The organism is Haloarcula halophila (assembly GCF_029278565.1).
GTDB lineage: Archaea > Halobacteriota > Halobacteria > Halobacteriales > Haloarculaceae > Haloarcula > Haloarcula halophila.
The window spans coordinates 2,518,799-2,532,484 of sequence record NZ_CP119559.1 but is presented as its reverse complement, the minus strand read 5'-3'; the positions used below and the strand labels follow the sequence as shown (position 1 = coordinate 2,532,484).

16 protein-coding genes and 1 tRNA gene are annotated in these 13,686 nt (G+C 66.4%); 7 read left to right on the top strand and 10 right to left on the bottom strand.

Features of this window, described 5'->3' with window-relative positions; genetic code table 11:
- Positions 1-887: 887 nt before the first annotated feature.
- Positions 888-1,352, top strand: a complete 465-nt coding sequence (locus tag P0204_RS13315; RefSeq protein WP_276179994.1) for a type IV pilin N-terminal domain-containing protein — start codon at positions 888-890, stop codon at positions 1,350-1,352.
- Positions 1,353-1,521: 169 nt separating this feature from the next.
- Here P0204_RS13315 and P0204_RS13310 read toward each other — a convergent pair.
- A tRNA-Pro gene (locus tag P0204_RS13310) sits at positions 1,522-1,594 on the bottom strand.
- Positions 1,595-1,708: 114 nt separating this feature from the next.
- Between P0204_RS13310 and P0204_RS13305 the strand changes: the two genes are divergently transcribed.
- Positions 1,709-2,212, top strand: coding sequence for an OB-like fold-containing membrane protein (locus P0204_RS13305; RefSeq protein WP_276179992.1), 504 nt, complete (start codon positions 1,709-1,711; stop codon positions 2,210-2,212).
- A complete protein-coding gene (locus P0204_RS13300) occupies positions 2,205-2,711 on the top strand; it encodes a metal-dependent hydrolase (protein ID WP_276179990.1) in 507 nt (168 codons plus the stop codon). The genes P0204_RS13305 and P0204_RS13300 overlap by 8 nt, the downstream gene beginning before the upstream one ends.
- 9 nt (positions 2,712-2,720) lie before the next feature.
- On the opposite strand, the gene aglM is transcribed toward P0204_RS13300, so the two are convergent.
- From aglM to P0204_RS13280, 4 genes are read right to left on the bottom strand one after another with little or no spacing between them, the layout of a single operon-like run.
- The gene (aglM, locus tag P0204_RS13295) at positions 2,721-4,025 is read right to left on the bottom strand and encodes a UDP-glucose 6-dehydrogenase AglM (protein ID WP_276179988.1); all 1,305 of its coding nucleotides are present in this window, start codon (positions 4,023-4,025) and stop codon (positions 2,721-2,723) included.
- A 43-nt stretch (positions 4,026-4,068) separates the two neighbouring features.
- Entirely contained in the window at positions 4,069-4,719 is a 651-nt protein-coding gene (locus tag P0204_RS13290; RefSeq protein ID WP_276179985.1) for a bifunctional 4-hydroxy-2-oxoglutarate aldolase/2-dehydro-3-deoxy-phosphogluconate aldolase, read from the bottom strand.
- Positions 4,720-4,775: 56 nt separating this feature from the next.
- Positions 4,776-5,150: a cupin domain-containing protein gene (locus tag P0204_RS13285; RefSeq protein ID WP_276179983.1), complete on the bottom strand. Its 375-nt coding sequence runs from the start codon at positions 5,148-5,150 to the stop codon at positions 4,776-4,778.
- Between the two features lie 42 nt (positions 5,151-5,192).
- The gene (locus P0204_RS13280; protein ID WP_276179981.1) at positions 5,193-6,104 is read right to left on the bottom strand and encodes an AEC family transporter; all 912 of its coding nucleotides are present in this window, start codon (positions 6,102-6,104) and stop codon (positions 5,193-5,195) included.
- 107 nt (positions 6,105-6,211) lie between these two features.
- On the opposite strand from P0204_RS13280, the gene P0204_RS13275 reads away from it, so the two are divergent.
- Entirely contained in the window at positions 6,212-7,618 is a 1,407-nt protein-coding gene (locus P0204_RS13275) for a signal recognition particle protein Srp54 (protein ID WP_276179979.1), read from the top strand.
- A 45-nt stretch (positions 7,619-7,663) separates the two neighbouring features.
- Here P0204_RS13275 and P0204_RS13270 read toward each other — a convergent pair whose 3' ends face one another.
- From P0204_RS13270 to surE, 5 genes are all read right to left on the bottom strand, one after another.
- Positions 7,664-7,966, bottom strand: a complete 303-nt coding sequence (locus P0204_RS13270) for a DUF7521 family protein (protein WP_276179977.1) — start codon at positions 7,964-7,966, stop codon at positions 7,664-7,666.
- Positions 7,966-8,316 carry a winged helix-turn-helix domain-containing protein gene (locus tag P0204_RS13265; protein ID WP_276179975.1) on the bottom strand — a complete coding sequence of 117 codons (351 nt, stop codon included), beginning with the start codon at positions 8,314-8,316 and terminating at the stop codon, positions 7,966-7,968. Before P0204_RS13265 ends, P0204_RS13270 begins: the two co-directional genes overlap by 1 nt.
- A 65-nt stretch (positions 8,317-8,381) precedes the next feature.
- On the bottom strand, positions 8,382-9,428 hold the full coding sequence (locus P0204_RS13260) for a YihY/virulence factor BrkB family protein (protein WP_276179973.1): 1,047 nt from the start codon (positions 9,426-9,428) through the stop codon (positions 8,382-8,384).
- 40 nt (positions 9,429-9,468) lie between these two features.
- On the bottom strand, positions 9,469-9,687 hold the full coding sequence (locus tag P0204_RS13255; RefSeq protein ID WP_276179971.1) for a YgaP family membrane protein: 219 nt from the start codon (positions 9,685-9,687) through the stop codon (positions 9,469-9,471).
- Positions 9,688-9,714: 27 nt separating this feature from the next.
- Positions 9,715-10,602, bottom strand: a complete 888-nt coding sequence (gene surE / locus P0204_RS13250) for a 5'/3'-nucleotidase SurE (RefSeq protein ID WP_276179969.1) — start codon at positions 10,600-10,602, stop codon at positions 9,715-9,717.
- A 94-nt stretch (positions 10,603-10,696) separates the two neighbouring features.
- Here surE and P0204_RS13245 point away from each other — a divergent pair, with 94 nt between their 5' ends.
- The 3 genes from P0204_RS13245 (at position 10,697) to P0204_RS13235 (ending at position 13,654) form a co-directional block, all read left to right on the top strand.
- Positions 10,697-11,095, top strand: coding sequence for a universal stress protein (locus P0204_RS13245; protein WP_276179967.1), 399 nt, complete (start codon positions 10,697-10,699; stop codon positions 11,093-11,095).
- A gap of 94 nt (positions 11,096-11,189) precedes the next feature.
- Positions 11,190-13,025 carry a bacteriohemerythrin gene (locus P0204_RS13240; RefSeq protein ID WP_276179965.1) on the top strand — a complete coding sequence of 612 codons (1,836 nt, stop codon included), beginning with the start codon at positions 11,190-11,192 and terminating at the stop codon, positions 13,023-13,025.
- A 50-nt stretch (positions 13,026-13,075) separates the two neighbouring features.
- Complete coding sequence (locus P0204_RS13235; protein ID WP_276179963.1) at positions 13,076-13,654, top strand: magnesium transporter; 579 nt, start codon at positions 13,076-13,078, stop codon at positions 13,652-13,654.
- The last annotated feature ends 32 nt before the right edge of the window (positions 13,655-13,686 follow it).

The window sequence follows — 13,686 nt, the reverse complement described above, 5'->3', positions numbered from 1 at the left end:
ACCGGACCGCTCCGAGAAGTCGCGCTCAAAGGCTTCAGAGGGACATTTGGTCTCGGTACAGTTGCCCCCTCGTCCCGCTTGTCTTGGCGCCCGGCGTGGCTATAGTAACGATCGAAAGAATGTACACATCGATCGCGTTGTAGTCGTGTGATCGGGTCTGCAGTGCTTTCACAGTGCGTACTGAACCCGAGGTCCCGGTAGAAGCATCCGGATAGACTGAGGGGACTCGTCCGCCATCGTTTGCAGGGTTCAGAAAACTTATTTCGGACCCCTCACACCGTACTCTTGGGTCCCGGTTCCCGCTCCGTATCCCCTCCCGATCGCCCCCCAGCGTTACGGCCGGGGCCCGACCGCCAGCTGTCCGACCCTCGGCGCCTGGTCTACATGACGCCACGCGCCGTCCGTCACTCTCTGGGGCTCGTGGCCCACCCTCGCCAGGTGGCCCGTCCCCACCGGTTTCGAATCGACTGCCAGCCCCCGTAGCCGTTCTGAGATGCGAGCAAGCGCCCACAGCCACGAAAAGCCGTATTCGCCGCCACGAGTGGTTTTCACCGCCGTTTTCAAGTGTTTCGACCCGATAGCGATAGGGATTCAATCGGGGCTTGAACACTCACAGCAGGGGATCTCGCCAGTGAGAGCGACACCGCCAACACGTGAGGACGCCTCGTCACAGCACCGGCTCGAAATCGCGGATAGACGCCGGAATATCGGGTAAGACAGCCACCACACCGGGTTTTGAACGCACGATATCAGTTGAGATACGGGAGACCGTGGTCTCCACAGGTCTTCAAGACGGCGCTGAAACCACCCAAGAGCCGCTTGAACTGCCGATTCTGTGTGAAACGAGCTATTACTTTATAATAATCACCGTCTACGGTGGGAGTGTAATGGATCTGAAGCAACTGTTCAACGACGATGATGCCGTTTCGCCGGTTATCGGCGTCATCCTGATGGTCGCGATCACGGTCATCCTCGCTGCAGTAATCGCATCGTTCGTCCTCGGGCTCGGGGACCAGACACAGAACGCCACGCCACAGGCCAGCTTCTCGTTCGACTACGAGACTGGAAGCCCTAACTCGTTGAGTGTTACCCACGACGGCGGTGACACGATTAACGGAGACGAACTGTACATCCGTGGACGGCTTTCGGGTAGCGCTACCAACGCGAATTTGCAATGGAGTAATTTCGGTGGTGGTGGCACTGAAGTCAGTGCTGGCCAAGGAATTACTATCGACGGTACTGGTCCTGCCTCGGCCGCTCCGGACGGAACCTATGATATCCGAGTTATCTATGAGTCCGCTGAAGGCGACTCCTCGGCCACGCTCGGCCAGGACTCCGGTCCCGAAGCATAACTGACTCGCTGCTTTTCCGTTTTTTATCGAGACACCGGCAGCGGATGCTCAACACACTGTTACCGACAGATAGACCGCTCGTGTGTTGGGAAACTGAATCCTCGTCGCCGACATTGATACGCTACTACGGGCTCCTTGCGACACTCGTCGGTGCGAAGTAGGATGAAAATGGGCCGGCGCGAATTCGAATCGCGGTTACGGCCACCCGAAGGCCGAAGGATACCAGGCTACCCCACCGGCCCGTGCGATAGCAACTAGACCGACGGCGGTGATATTTTTAATCCTTCCGAAACAGCGGGAGTGACGGACGGCCGCCAGAGCGTAACAGCTAATCGGGACCGCGTTCACCTCTCGCCGTGGAGTGGACGACCCCTCGTCGTGTCGTAGCGATCGTAGTCCTCGTCGGGCTGGTGTTCGGGATGGGACTGCACGCGGGAATGGACCGACCGCAGTCGGAGCAACACTGGCCGTATCCGCGTGGTGACGACATCGCTGCCGACTACGAGCAGTTCGTCGGCGAGACGACGCTCCTGTGGGGAACTGTTCGGACAGTCGATCCGGCCAACGGGACAGCGGTGATTCGACTCGAAACGACGGAAGGGACGCTCGAACTCTCCGTGACCGAGTTCGACGCCGCTGTCGAGCCAGGCGGGACCGTACAGGTGTACGGGACGCTCGGACCCGGACAGACGATCGAAGCCACGAACGTCGTCGTCGTCAACCCCGTGGGTTCGTCGGCCACCGTCAAGTACGCCACCTCGGCGGTCGGTGCCGTGCTGGTCCTCGTGGCCTTCTTCCGGCGCTGGCGGCCGGAGTTGTCCCAGTGGGCGTTCGTCCCCAGGGAGGACAGCGATGGCTGAGTTGCTCACGCACGTCCTCGTTCCGTACGTGCTCCTCACGATCGCGGGCTGGCGCGTCGAGTTCGACCGGCGCTGGGTTCCCGTCGCGATGGGCGGGGCCGCGATTCCCGATCTGAGTAAGATAGCCATCGTCCTCGATTCGAAGACGGTCGAGCAGGCGATCGGCCACGGTTTCACCTGGTCGCCGATCAGTTCGCTGGCCGGCGTGCTCGTCATCGGAGCGGCGATCAGCCTGCTGTTCGGCGATAGATTACGTCGTCGTGCGTACGCCGCGTTGCTGTTCGGTGGCACCAGCGCGCTCGTCGTCGACGGGCTTCGGGTGTTCGCCGACGGACGGAGCAACTTCTGGCTGTATCCGATCTACTGGCGACCGCCGACGCCGAGCCTCTACGTCACGTCCGATAGCCGTGTCACGGTCGTCGCGGTGAGCGTCGCAGTCGCGGTCTTCCTGCTCGACCGGTACGTCTCGGCGAGCCGTGAGCACGCCTCGACGGCGTGAATCCCTCAGCTACCAGGTCAGCCCTTCGTAGGTGATGCCGTCACGGGGTTCGACGATCCGTCGGCCGTCGACGACGACGGGATCGGCCATCGCGTCGAACTCGTCGTCCAGCGCCGCGAACTCGTCCCAGTCGGTGACGACGACCGCGCCCGAAGCCCCCTCCAGTGCCGCTGCCGCCGAGTCGGCGTACTCGATGTCCGGATACCGTTCGCGCATGTTCTCGGTGGCGACGGGATCGTAGGCGACCACGTCGGCACCCCGCTCCAGAAGGCCCTCGATGATCGGGACCGCCCGCGTGTTCCGGATATCGTCGGTTCCAGGTTTGAACGCCAGTCCCAGAACGGCCACGCGCTTGCCCGAGACGTCGACGTGGTCGTCGAGCAAGGAGAGGAGTCGGCCGGGCTGGGCGTCGTTCAGCTCGACTGCCGCCGAGAGGACGACCGGGTCGTAGCCGCGTTCGCGGGCCGCAGCGATAATCGCATCCGTGTCTTTCGGGAAGCAGCTACCCCCCCACCCCACGCCGCTGCGGAGGAACTGTTCGCCGATGCGGTCGTCCAGCCCGATCGCCTCGGCGACCTCGTAGGCGTCGACGCCGAACACCTTGCAGATGTTCCCGATGTCGTTGATGAGGCTGACCTTGCTCGCGAGGAACGTGTTGTTGGCGTACTTGATCATCTCGGCCTCGGCGATGCCGGTCTCGACGACGGGGACCTCGTCGTCGGCAGCCGCGACCAGCGGCGCGTACAGATCCCGTAAGGTTGCGAACGCGCGGTCGTCGTCGGCGCCGAAGACGAGTTTGTCGGGGTTGCGAAAGTCCTCGACGGCAGTTCCCTCCCGCTGGAACTCGGGGTTCGAGGCGACCAGGAAGTCGGTACCGCGTTCGAGGCCCGCGTCGGCGATCGCCGGCGCGAGCCGCCGTTCGGTCGTCGTCGGGATCACCGTCGACTTGGTGACGACGAGGTGGGGGTCGTCGCCGGTCTCGGCGGCGGCCAGAGCCTTGCCGACGGATTCCGCGCCGGCCTCCATGTAGGCGAGGTCGATGCTCCCGTCCTCGTTCGAGGGGGTCGGGAGCGCGAGCATCGTCAGGTCCGTCTCCGGGACGACGCCGTAGTCGGTCGTCGCTTGCAGGCGGTCGCCGCCGTGTTCGGCTACGAGTTCGTCCAGCCCCGGTTCGTGGATCGGCGACTCGCCGTCGTTGATGGCGGCGACGATCCCCTCGTCGATGTCGACGTTCGTGACCTCGTGGCCGAAGTCCGCGAGACAGGCCGCGACCGTCGTCCCGACGTAGCCGCTGCCGACGATGCTTACGTGCATTGAGGGAGCGTTGGCAGCGGGGTTTCTTCAGAATTCGGGTTCCCTACTCGCGGGCGGCCTCGACGGCCTCGACGAACGCGGCGGCGCTCTCGCGGACGCCGTCCATGTCGTCGTTCTCGATGGCCTCGTAGTCGACCAGCGCCGAGCCGGCCCCGACCGCGACCGCGCCGGCGTCGAAGTAGTCCGCGACGTTGTCCGTCGAGACGCCGCCGGTGGGCATGATCGGCACGTCGCCGAGCGGTCCCTGGAGCGCGCCGATGTGACCCGGCCCCACCGTCGAGGCGGGGAACATCTTCAGGATGTCCGCACCGGCCTCCATCGCCTGGGCGGCCTCGGTCGGCGTCATCACGCCGGGGATACAGACGACCCCCTCGCGGTTGCAGACGTCGATGACGTCCTCGTTGAGGTTCGGGGCCAGGACGAACTCCGCGCCGGCCTCGATGACGTTGCGGGCCGCGGCAGCGTCCATGACGGTGCCGGCACCGATGACGGCGTCCGTGTCGTCCAGTTCCTTGTCGACGGCGGCGATCATGTCCGAACACCGCTTGGCGTCGGCGGTGAGTTCGAGCGCGGTGACCCCGCCCTCGTGGATCGCCGTCGCTACGTCGACCATCTGGTCCTCGGGGATGCCACGGAGGACGGCTGTGACGCCGCTGTCGATGAGTCGCTGCTGGGTCTCCTGTTTGCTCGTCATAGCTGCGGGTGCGCAGGGAGGGGGCAAAAACCTACTCTCATCGAGTCACAGGCGCGTCACTCGTCGGGGTCGTAGGGGAATGCGATGTCGGTCTTGGGGGCGCCGACGCCCAGCACCCGGACTGGACCGTCGGCGTCCGCGGGGTTGTACGCCCGGTGGGCGCTCTCCGGCTCGGCGACGAATACCTGGTCGGCGGGGACGACGAACTCCCCGTCGGGTGTCTCGACGTGAAGCGTCCCGTCGAGGACGTAGAACAGCTCTTCGCGTTGCTCGTGGTAGTGATACGTCCGGGGCAACTGCTCGCCTGGGTCCATGGCGTAGGTTGCGGCGTGCAAGGCGTGTAACTCGGCGGCGTCGGAGAGCCCCCGCCGGTCACAGGGGTAGTCGTCGGTCTCGGGCAAGGCATCGGGATCGAGCGTGTGGTAGGCCATAGCTGGGTTTGCGTCGCCCGGGAGAAACCAGTTCCCCCACGATCACCCCAGCAGGAGGATGAGGACGAACGAGGTTCCGACCGAGGCAAGCGTCGTCGCGAAGACGTTCAGCGAGGCGAACTCGGCGTCCCCGCCCAGTTCCGTCGCGTAGACGAACGTCGAGACGGCCGTGGGCATCCCCAGCATGAAGACGCTCGCAGTGAAGACGGCCGAATCGACCCCCAGCGTCGAGAAGGTGAGCCAGGCCGCAAGGGGCATCCAACAGAGTTTGAGCGCGACGACGCTCGCCGTCGCCGTTGGGTCGACGATGGACTGGTCGAGTTCCAGTGCCGAGCCGACGAGGATCAGCGCGACCGGCAGCGCTAGCTCGCCCACGAGCGAGAGGGGCGTCACGACGGCGGCGGGAACGCCGAGACCGAACCACGCGACGACGATACCGAGCGCCAGGGCGATCAGCACGGGGTTGGTGACCAGTTCGCGCACCTGATCGAGTACCGACACCTCCGCGTCGGCGACGGTGACCAGCACCCAGACCGTGACGGGCACCTGTGTGAGCGTGACGAGGCCGAGCAGGAGGCCGGCGGTCGCGGTGGCGTCGGGGCCGAAGGTCGCGGCGACGAGGGGCAGCCCCAGATACCCCAGGTTCGAGTGGTACGACTGGACGACCGCGACCCCGCGGCGATCGGTCCGGCTCCGCCGGCGGTGGATCAGCCAGGCCAGACCGACGGTGGCAAAGAGGACGACGAAGACGCCGAAGACGAGTTCCGGCGACAACAGCGTCGCCAGCGCCCGGTCGTACGTCGAGACGAAGATCAGCGACGGGAGGACGACGTAGAAGGCGAGAGCGTTGAGCCGGTCGCGCCGGTGCTCGTCGAGGAGCCCGAGGGAGCGGGCGCCGACGCCCACCGCGAGCATCCCCAGCAGATACACGAACCGACCGGCGGCCGCGTCCATGTCCCCCGCTGGTCGGTTCGGGGGCTTGAGCCTTCGGAAACCGAGTTCGGTTCGTCACGGTGTGACAACAAGCCTTTACCGGTGCGGTTGCGTACCTCGGGATAACAATGGTACTCGATAATCTCGGCAGTTCACTCAGGGGGACGTTAGACGACCTCCGGGGGAAGTCACGGCTCTCCGAGGAGGACATCGAGGACATCGTCAAGGAGATCCAGCGGTCGCTGCTCCAGGCCGACGTCGACGTGAGCCTCGTCCAAGAACTCTCGGACAACATCGAGACCCGTGCGTTAGACGAGGAGCCGCCGGCCGGCACGACACCACGGGACTGGGTCCTGCGGATCGTCTACGAGGAACTGGTCGAGATGGTCGGGGAGTCGACGGACCTCCCACTCGAAGAGCAGACGATCATGCTCGCCGGCCTCTACGGGTCGGGGAAGACGACCACCGCCGCCAAGATGGCGTGGTGGTTCTCGACGAAGGGGTTGCGCCCGGCGATCATCCAGACCGACACCGACCGCCCCGGTGCCTACGACCAATCGAAGGAGATGGCCGACCGCGCCGAGGTCGACTTCTACGGCGACCCCGACGAGGACGACCCCGTGACGATCGCCCGGGAGGGTCTGGAAGCGACGAAAGACGCCGACGTCCGCATCGTCGACACGGCCGGTCGTGACGGGCTCAACCAGGAGCTGATCGACCAGATCGAGCGTATCGAGCAGGCGGTGAACCCGGACCGGAACCTGCTCGTCCTGGACGCGGCGATGGGGCAAAGCGCCAAGAGCCAGGCGGCCGATTTCGAGGCCTCGATCGGCATCGACGGCGTCGTCATCACCAAACTCGACGGGACGGCCAAAGGTGGGGGCGCGCTCGCCGCGGTCAACGAGACCGACTCGACCATCGCCTTCCTCGGCTCGGGGGAGACGGTCAAGGACATCGAGCGCTTCGAGCCCTCCGGATTCATCTCCCGGCTGCTGGGGATGGGCGACCTGAAGCAACTCACCGAGCGCGTCGAGCGGGCGATGGAGGAGACGGGCGAGGAGGAAGAGGACTGGGACCCCGAGGACATGATGGAGGGTGCGTTCACCCTCAAGGACATGCGCAAGCAGATGCAGACGATGAACAACATGGGGCCGCTGGACCAGGTGATGGACATGATCCCGGGCCTGGGCGGGGGGCTCATGGACCAGCTCCCGGACGACGCGATGGACGTGACCCAGGAGCGGATGCAGGACTTCGACGTCATCATGGACTCGATGACCGAAGCGGAGATGGAGAACCCCCGCGTCGTCGGCCAGTCCCGGACCGAACGCATCGCTCGGGGATCGGGCAAGCCCGAAGAGCGGGTGCGCGAACTGCTCGACCAACACCGCCAGATGGAACAGATGCTCAAGCAGTTCCAGGGGATGGGCGACGGCGACATGGAACGGATGATGAAACAGATGCAACAGGGCGGCGGTGGCGGCGGTGGCGGTATGGGCGGCATGGGCGGTCCCGGCGGTCCGTTCGGGGACTGAACAACGGTTCGATACCGGGCGGATTCGGGGCGTGTTGACGGCAGGCTATTCTCTGCGAGCCAGGACAATCGCGTACAGTATCATCGCCATCCCGGCGAGGTCGAACAGACTGCTGACAGTTGGGATGACAGCGGGGGCGACGTACCGTGCGCTGAAGACCGTCCCAGCCCAACTCAAGACGGTCAGCGTCACGATACCACTCCCGAGAAACAGCATCGAGCGGCTGTCGTTGCGGCGGTAGCCGTAGAACGCGAGTCCGAAGATACCGAGCCCGACCACCAGCGACAGCGCCATCAGCCCACGGCCGAAGAGCCACCAGACGTCGGTCGGGATACCAGCCACCTGCATCACAGCCCCTCCCAGAGGTCGGTGAAGGCGTCGGCGAACTCCGCGGTCGTCGAAGCCGTCGAGAGGCTGACCGCGAACTCCCCGTCCTCCAAGCTGACGAGGAGTTCGTCGAGGTGGGCCTCGTAGGTCTTGGTGTGGTCGCCGTCCGGGTCGGGGATCGTCTCGGCGACGACGAGGCCACAGGTTTCGAGCTGGTCGAGCCGTCGGTACACCGTCGAGAGGGACATCTCACACTGGTCGCTGAGTTGGGGTGCTGTCATGGGTTCGTGACTCGTGGCGGCGAGCAGCGAGCGCGCGTACTCGTCGTCGAGGAGGGCGAACACGTCGGCGGGGTCACAGTCACCGGCCACGCTCGCCCGTACTGCCGCCCGTCAGTAAAAAGGGGAGGCGCGTTCGCTGGTTCGGCGAACGCGGCTCACTCTGTGCCGTCGGTGTCGGGCCACCACCGCAGCGTCAGGCCCACCGAGCTATCCAGCCCGAAGACGGCGCTGGTGCGGTCGACGTGTGCTGCCTGTGGCCGTTCGAGCACGACGGTCCGGCCGTCGACCTCGATCCGGACGGGCTCGCCGGGTTGGCGGAGCCGTTCGGAGAGGGTGTCTAGCTCCGCCAGCAGCGTCCCCCGGTCGACCGCCGCCTCCGTCGAGCCCTTTCGCCGCGGAACCCCGCCGATGACCGGTTCGATGTCGACGTCCTTCGAGCGGTTCGAGAGGACGGCGTTGATCACGACCCCCAGCAGGATCACCAGTCCGACGACGTAGAGCCAGGTGAGCAACACGAGGATGCTCGCGACGAGGTTCCCGCCGGCGCTGCCGGACTTGAACGCGGTGAACACGACCTGTGCGACGGCGATCCCGACGGCGGCGAAGGCCGTCCCCGGGACCACCTCGGCGAACGAGCAGTCCGCGTCCGGGAAGATGTAGTACATCGGATAGAAGACCAGAAAGAGTCCGGCGGCCGTGACGGCACGTCGGAGCACCCCCGCGAGCAGCCCGTCGCCGCTGACCGCGAAGAGACCCCCCAGCACGCTGGCGCCGACGATCGCGAGCGCGACGGTCACGAGCAACAGCAGGCCGTCGCCCAGTTGGTCGACGAACGTGTTCGCGCTCTCCGTCTCGTAGATGTCCGAGAACGCGGTGTCGAGCCCGCGGAAGATCCGCAGGGCACCCCAGACGAGGATCGCGACGCCGAGCAGCGACACCGACGTATCAGCCTGTGCCAACCCCTGCTGGATCACGTCGCTGGCCTGGCTCGTCAATACGAGTTGCATGATCTGGACGATCGAGTCCCGTAGGGCGATCGACCGCGTCTGCTGGATGATCGCCAGCAACAGCAACAACAGCGGGAGGATCGAGAGGAAGGCGTGATAGGCGATCGATCCCGCGAGAAACGTGATCTTCTCGGTTCTGACCTCGTGGACGATGGCCAGCAACACCCGCTTGACCCGGTCCCGACTGACGTGCATGCGGAGTGGTTCGACGGCGACCGTCAAATAGGAGGGGTGGTCACTCCCCGTCGCTCGTCGTGTCGATCCCGAGCGCGGCGTTGAGTCCGCAGAAACAGGTCGTCGCGTTGAACCCGGCACCGACGGCACCCAGACCGGCCAGCAGGCCAGTGGTTCGGCGCCCGCTCGTCAGGGCACGCAGCGCGACAACGGTGAGGACGACTGCGAGCAGTGCGCGGCCGAGGCGGTCGATCCCGCCGACGTTCCGATCGAATGCCATACCGGGCGTTGGGGCGCGACCCTATAATCAGTTTCCACCGGCACGGCGGGCGGCCTCGTTCTCGTTGAACCCGGCGACCAGTTCGTCGAGCGTCGGGTCCGAGACCTCCGAGACGGGGACCGACAGCGGCGAGACGCTGATCTCGCCGTCGACGAGCGCCCGGCGGTCGCTCCCGACGGGGTAGCGCTCGTCGAGAGCGGCGTCGGTTCCGAAGGGGTTCTCCCAGCCCACGGTCTCGGGCCAGACCACGTCCCGCAGCGCGATGTCGCCCGTATCGCCGTCGGCTCCGACGGCCGCCGACGCATCGCCGTCTTCGGCGTCCGCGGCCGGTTCGTGATCGACGACCAGATCGTAGTCGTGGTGGGGATCGGTCAGGCGCATCGGCGGGTCGGCCACGTCGACGGGGACGTTGACGTTGAGGATGTCCGCGCTGTCGAAGGCGGCCGCCGAGAGCGCGCGCACGACGACCTCGCGGGTGACCCGGGCCGGCCGGTCGAAGTCGTAGGACGCCGGCGGAGAGACGAAGAAGTCCTCGCCGTGGTACGCCGAGACGGCGACCCCCGGCGTTCCGAGGAATGCCGCCTCGATGCAAGCGCCGACGGTCCCCGAGCGCCCGACGAGGTAGTTGCCGGCGTTCGGGCCGTGGTTACAGCCCGAGACGACCAGATCGAACTCGGTCTCTAGCCCGCGGAGCCCGTAGGCGACACAGTCTGCGGGCGTCCCGGCCAGGGCGTACCCCCAGGGGTGTGACTCCCGGACAGTCCGGTGGCTGCGGGTCCGTCCGACGCCGCTCTGGTTCTCGCTCGGCGCGACGACCGTGACCTCGGCGACCGCAGACAGTTCCTCGTAGACGCTCGCCAGTCCGGGCGCGTCGATGCCGTCGTCGTTGGTCAGTAGGACCTGTGGCTCGGCCATTGGGTTCCGCTGGGGGAGCCTGGCGGGTCAACGCTTCGGTCCGGGCGTCGGGACGACCAGTAGTATCAGGAGGGAGCGGCCCCTCGATTCACGTATGTACGAGATCGTCATGGGTATCGACGACAACGAGGACCGGGCTCGCATCCAAGCCGAGGAGATCTTGGACATGCCGTTCGCGGACGAGACAGTCCACGTGACGCTGCAACACACGTTCGACGACCCCGAGGAGAGCGGGGCCGTCGACGAGGTTCCCGCGGTCCAGCGGGCACGCGAGACGCTGGAGGCGGACGGACTGGACGTCTCGCTGGCGTCCGCGACGGGCACCCCCGCGGACGGCATCCTCGATACGGCCGACGACCGGGACGCCGACCTGATCGTCGTCGCCGGCCGCAAGCGCACGCCCACGGGGAAGGTGCTGTTCGGGAGTGTTACCCAGCGTGTCGTCCTCGATACCGACCGACCGGTACTGGTCTGTAGCGGACGAGATACCTGAGCCCCCCTGAACGAGCGTCCGACCGGTCGGCGACCGTTTTCAACCCCTGGGAACGCCGGCTCCGCTTTTTGTATTCACTGACGAATAGATCCGTATGGAATCTCGGTCGGGCGAGACGTTCATCGAGTGGATCGACGACCGGTACAGTACAGATATCGACCGCTTCGACGAGCAGCACAAACACCTCTTTGGTCTGTTGAACGACCTCTACGTCGCGATGGACGAGGGACACTCCGAGGAGGCGATCGGGGACATCCTGCGGGAACTGGAGCGCTACACGGAGTACCACTTCGGCGACGAGGAGGAGTTCATGCAGGACTGTGGGTACGCGATGGACTGTGCGGACTGTTTCTACAACCACCGGGAGATGCACGAGGAGTTCGCACAGACGGTCAGCGAGTTCCGTGAGCGCCACGAGAACGGGGAGCCGATCACGATGGACGTCCTGGAGTTCGCCCGTGACTGGCTGGACGCCCACATCGCCGCCAGCGACGAGGACCAGAAATACGCGGGCTACTACCGGGAGTCCGTCCCCGATGACTACGAGTACAGCCCCGGGAAACTAAACACGACACGAGAGGGTGATCGGACCTACGAGGCGCCCGCCGACGAGACGGCAGTCGTCCTCCGTAGCAACGTCCACGTCGGCGGTGCCGTCTCGATCCCCCACGGGACGATGGCCGACTGGCTCGCCGACCGGGCAGCCGACTACGCCGACCGACCGGTCGCCTACGTCCGGACAGACGCCGGGTACGAGACGCGGACCTTCGAGGCGTTCTACGAGCGCGCCCGTCGGGTCGCCGGGGGGTTCCTCGATGCGGGCGTCGAACCGGGGACGACCGTCGGCATCCGGGCAGCCCCGTCCTACGAGTGGTCGGTCGTCGACGCTGCCTGCCATCTCGCGGGGTTGATCTCGGTGCCGATCTATCCGGCGTTCAGCGACGAGCGGGCGGTCGCAACCGAAACGACCGACGGCGTGAGCGTCCTCGTGACCGACGACACTGCCAGCGAGGCGGTCACGGAGGTCGCCGACACCGTCTTCGGATTGGATGCGCTCCCGACGGCCGAGATCGAGGACCTCCCCGGCTTCGACGCCGATCCGGACGACATCGCGACCGTCGTCCACCAGATCGGCCGGGACGCCGATCCGCTGGGCTGTTCGATCACCCACCGGAACCTGCTGGCGGCGGTGGCGACGCTGGGCCACCAGTTCCCCGTCTCCCCGGGCGCGACAGGGACCTGTCTGTTGCCCCTCTCGCACGTCTTCCAACGGGTGGCGACGTACTACCTCTGGGACAACGGTGCGGGCACCGCCTATCTCCCGGCCGACGACTTCGTCGACGGACTGCAGGCCGTGGAACCGGAGATCCTCGTCGGCGTCCCTCGCGTGTACGAACACCTCCACGACACGTTCCAGGACCGTATCGACGATCTCGGGAGGATGAAACGCCGGCTAGCGGATGGAGCAGCGATCGAGCGCGGCGAGGCACGCAGCGGTGTGGGCGGAAGTTCGCTCACGGACTCGGCAGCCGCCCGGCTCGTCCTCCGGCCGGTCCGCGAGCAGTTGGGCCTGGGCAACGTCGAGCACGCGCTGTCGGGGCTGGGGACCCTGCCGGCGGACCTACTGTACTTCTTCTGGGGCTGTGACATCCCAGTGAGTCAGGTGTACGGCGCGACCGAACTCACCGGCGTCGGCTGTCTGGTCGAACACGACTCGGCCACTCCCGAGGCGCTGGGGAGCCCGATGCCGGGCACCGAAGTCGCCATCGCCGAGGACGGCGAGATCCTCTTCCGGGGCGACCACGTCGTCGACAGCTACTGGGAGACCAGCGACGTCGCCGTCAGCGCGACACAGGATGGGTGGTACCACACCGGCGACTACGGCGAGTTCGACGACGCCGGGCGCCTCCACCGGGTCGACCGCGACTGAGGGAGCCGGCACCGCGGGCCTTTTGCCGATGGCCACAGTGTCCACCCACAATGACCGTCCGCGAGGTCGCGACAGAGGCCTATCGGGAGGCGCTGCCCGTCCTCGGGCTCAGTGCCGTCGGCGGCCTCTTCGCTGGCGTCGTCCTGGGCGGGATGGACGCCGAACTGGAGCAGGTCGCTGGCCTGCTCGTGCTGGTGCCCGCGCTGCTGGCGACCCGGGGGAACGTCTACGGCTCGCTGGGGGCACGGCTCGGCTCGGCGCTCCACCAGGGGCTGATCGATCCACAGTTCTCGACGGGGGACCGTCGGGTCAACGCGGCCGTCTCGGCGGCCCTGGCAAACGGCGTCCTGGTCAGCGGACTGGCGGCCGTGATGACCGTCGCTCTGCTCGCTGTGCTGGGTCGGCCATCCGCTTCGCTGGGGACGCTGGTCGGCATCGCGCTGATCGCCGGTCTCGTCTCCGGACTGGTACTCACGGTCGCGGTCGTCTCGGTCGTCTTCGTCGGCTATCGGCGGGGACTGAACCCCGACACGCTGGCCGGACCCGTCGTGACCACGACCGGTGACGTGGTCGGCATCGCGACGCTGCTACTGGCGACGCGGCTGGTGTTGGCGCTGGGAGGGGGGTGACGTGTCCGGCCACGAGACACAGTGGTCGGTCG

Excerpts from the sequence above, each read along its gene's own strand:
- P0204_RS13315 (WP_276179994.1), top strand. The coding sequence starts at position 888 with ATGGATCTGAAGCAACTGTTCAACGACGATGATGCCGTTTCGCCGGTT.
- P0204_RS13300 (WP_276179990.1), top strand. The coding sequence starts at position 2,205 with ATGGCTGAGTTGCTCACGCACGTCCTCGTTCCGTACGTGCTCCTCACG.
- aglM (WP_276179988.1), bottom strand. The coding sequence starts at position 4,025 with ATGCACGTAAGCATCGTCGGCAGCGGCTACGTCGGGACGACGGTCGCG.
- P0204_RS13290 (WP_276179985.1), bottom strand. The coding sequence starts at position 4,719 with ATGACGAGCAAACAGGAGACCCAGCAGCGACTCATCGACAGCGGCGTC.
- P0204_RS13285 (WP_276179983.1), bottom strand. The coding sequence starts at position 5,150 with ATGGCCTACCACACGCTCGATCCCGATGCCTTGCCCGAGACCGACGAC.
- P0204_RS13280 (WP_276179981.1), bottom strand. The coding sequence starts at position 6,104 with ATGGACGCGGCCGCCGGTCGGTTCGTGTATCTGCTGGGGATGCTCGCG.
- P0204_RS13275 (WP_276179979.1), top strand. The coding sequence starts at position 6,212 with ATGGTACTCGATAATCTCGGCAGTTCACTCAGGGGGACGTTAGACGAC.
- P0204_RS13270 (WP_276179977.1), bottom strand. The coding sequence starts at position 7,966 with ATGCAGGTGGCTGGTATCCCGACCGACGTCTGGTGGCTCTTCGGCCGT.
- P0204_RS13260 (WP_276179973.1), bottom strand. The coding sequence starts at position 9,428 with ATGCACGTCAGTCGGGACCGGGTCAAGCGGGTGTTGCTGGCCATCGTC.
- P0204_RS13255 (WP_276179971.1), bottom strand. The coding sequence starts at position 9,687 with ATGGCATTCGATCGGAACGTCGGCGGGATCGACCGCCTCGGCCGCGCA.
- surE (WP_276179969.1), bottom strand. The coding sequence starts at position 10,602 with ATGGCCGAGCCACAGGTCCTACTGACCAACGACGACGGCATCGACGCG.
- P0204_RS13245 (WP_276179967.1), top strand. The coding sequence starts at position 10,697 with ATGTACGAGATCGTCATGGGTATCGACGACAACGAGGACCGGGCTCGC.
- P0204_RS13240 (WP_276179965.1), top strand. The coding sequence starts at position 11,190 with ATGGAATCTCGGTCGGGCGAGACGTTCATCGAGTGGATCGACGACCGG.
- P0204_RS13235 (WP_276179963.1), top strand. The coding sequence starts at position 13,076 with ATGACCGTCCGCGAGGTCGCGACAGAGGCCTATCGGGAGGCGCTGCCC.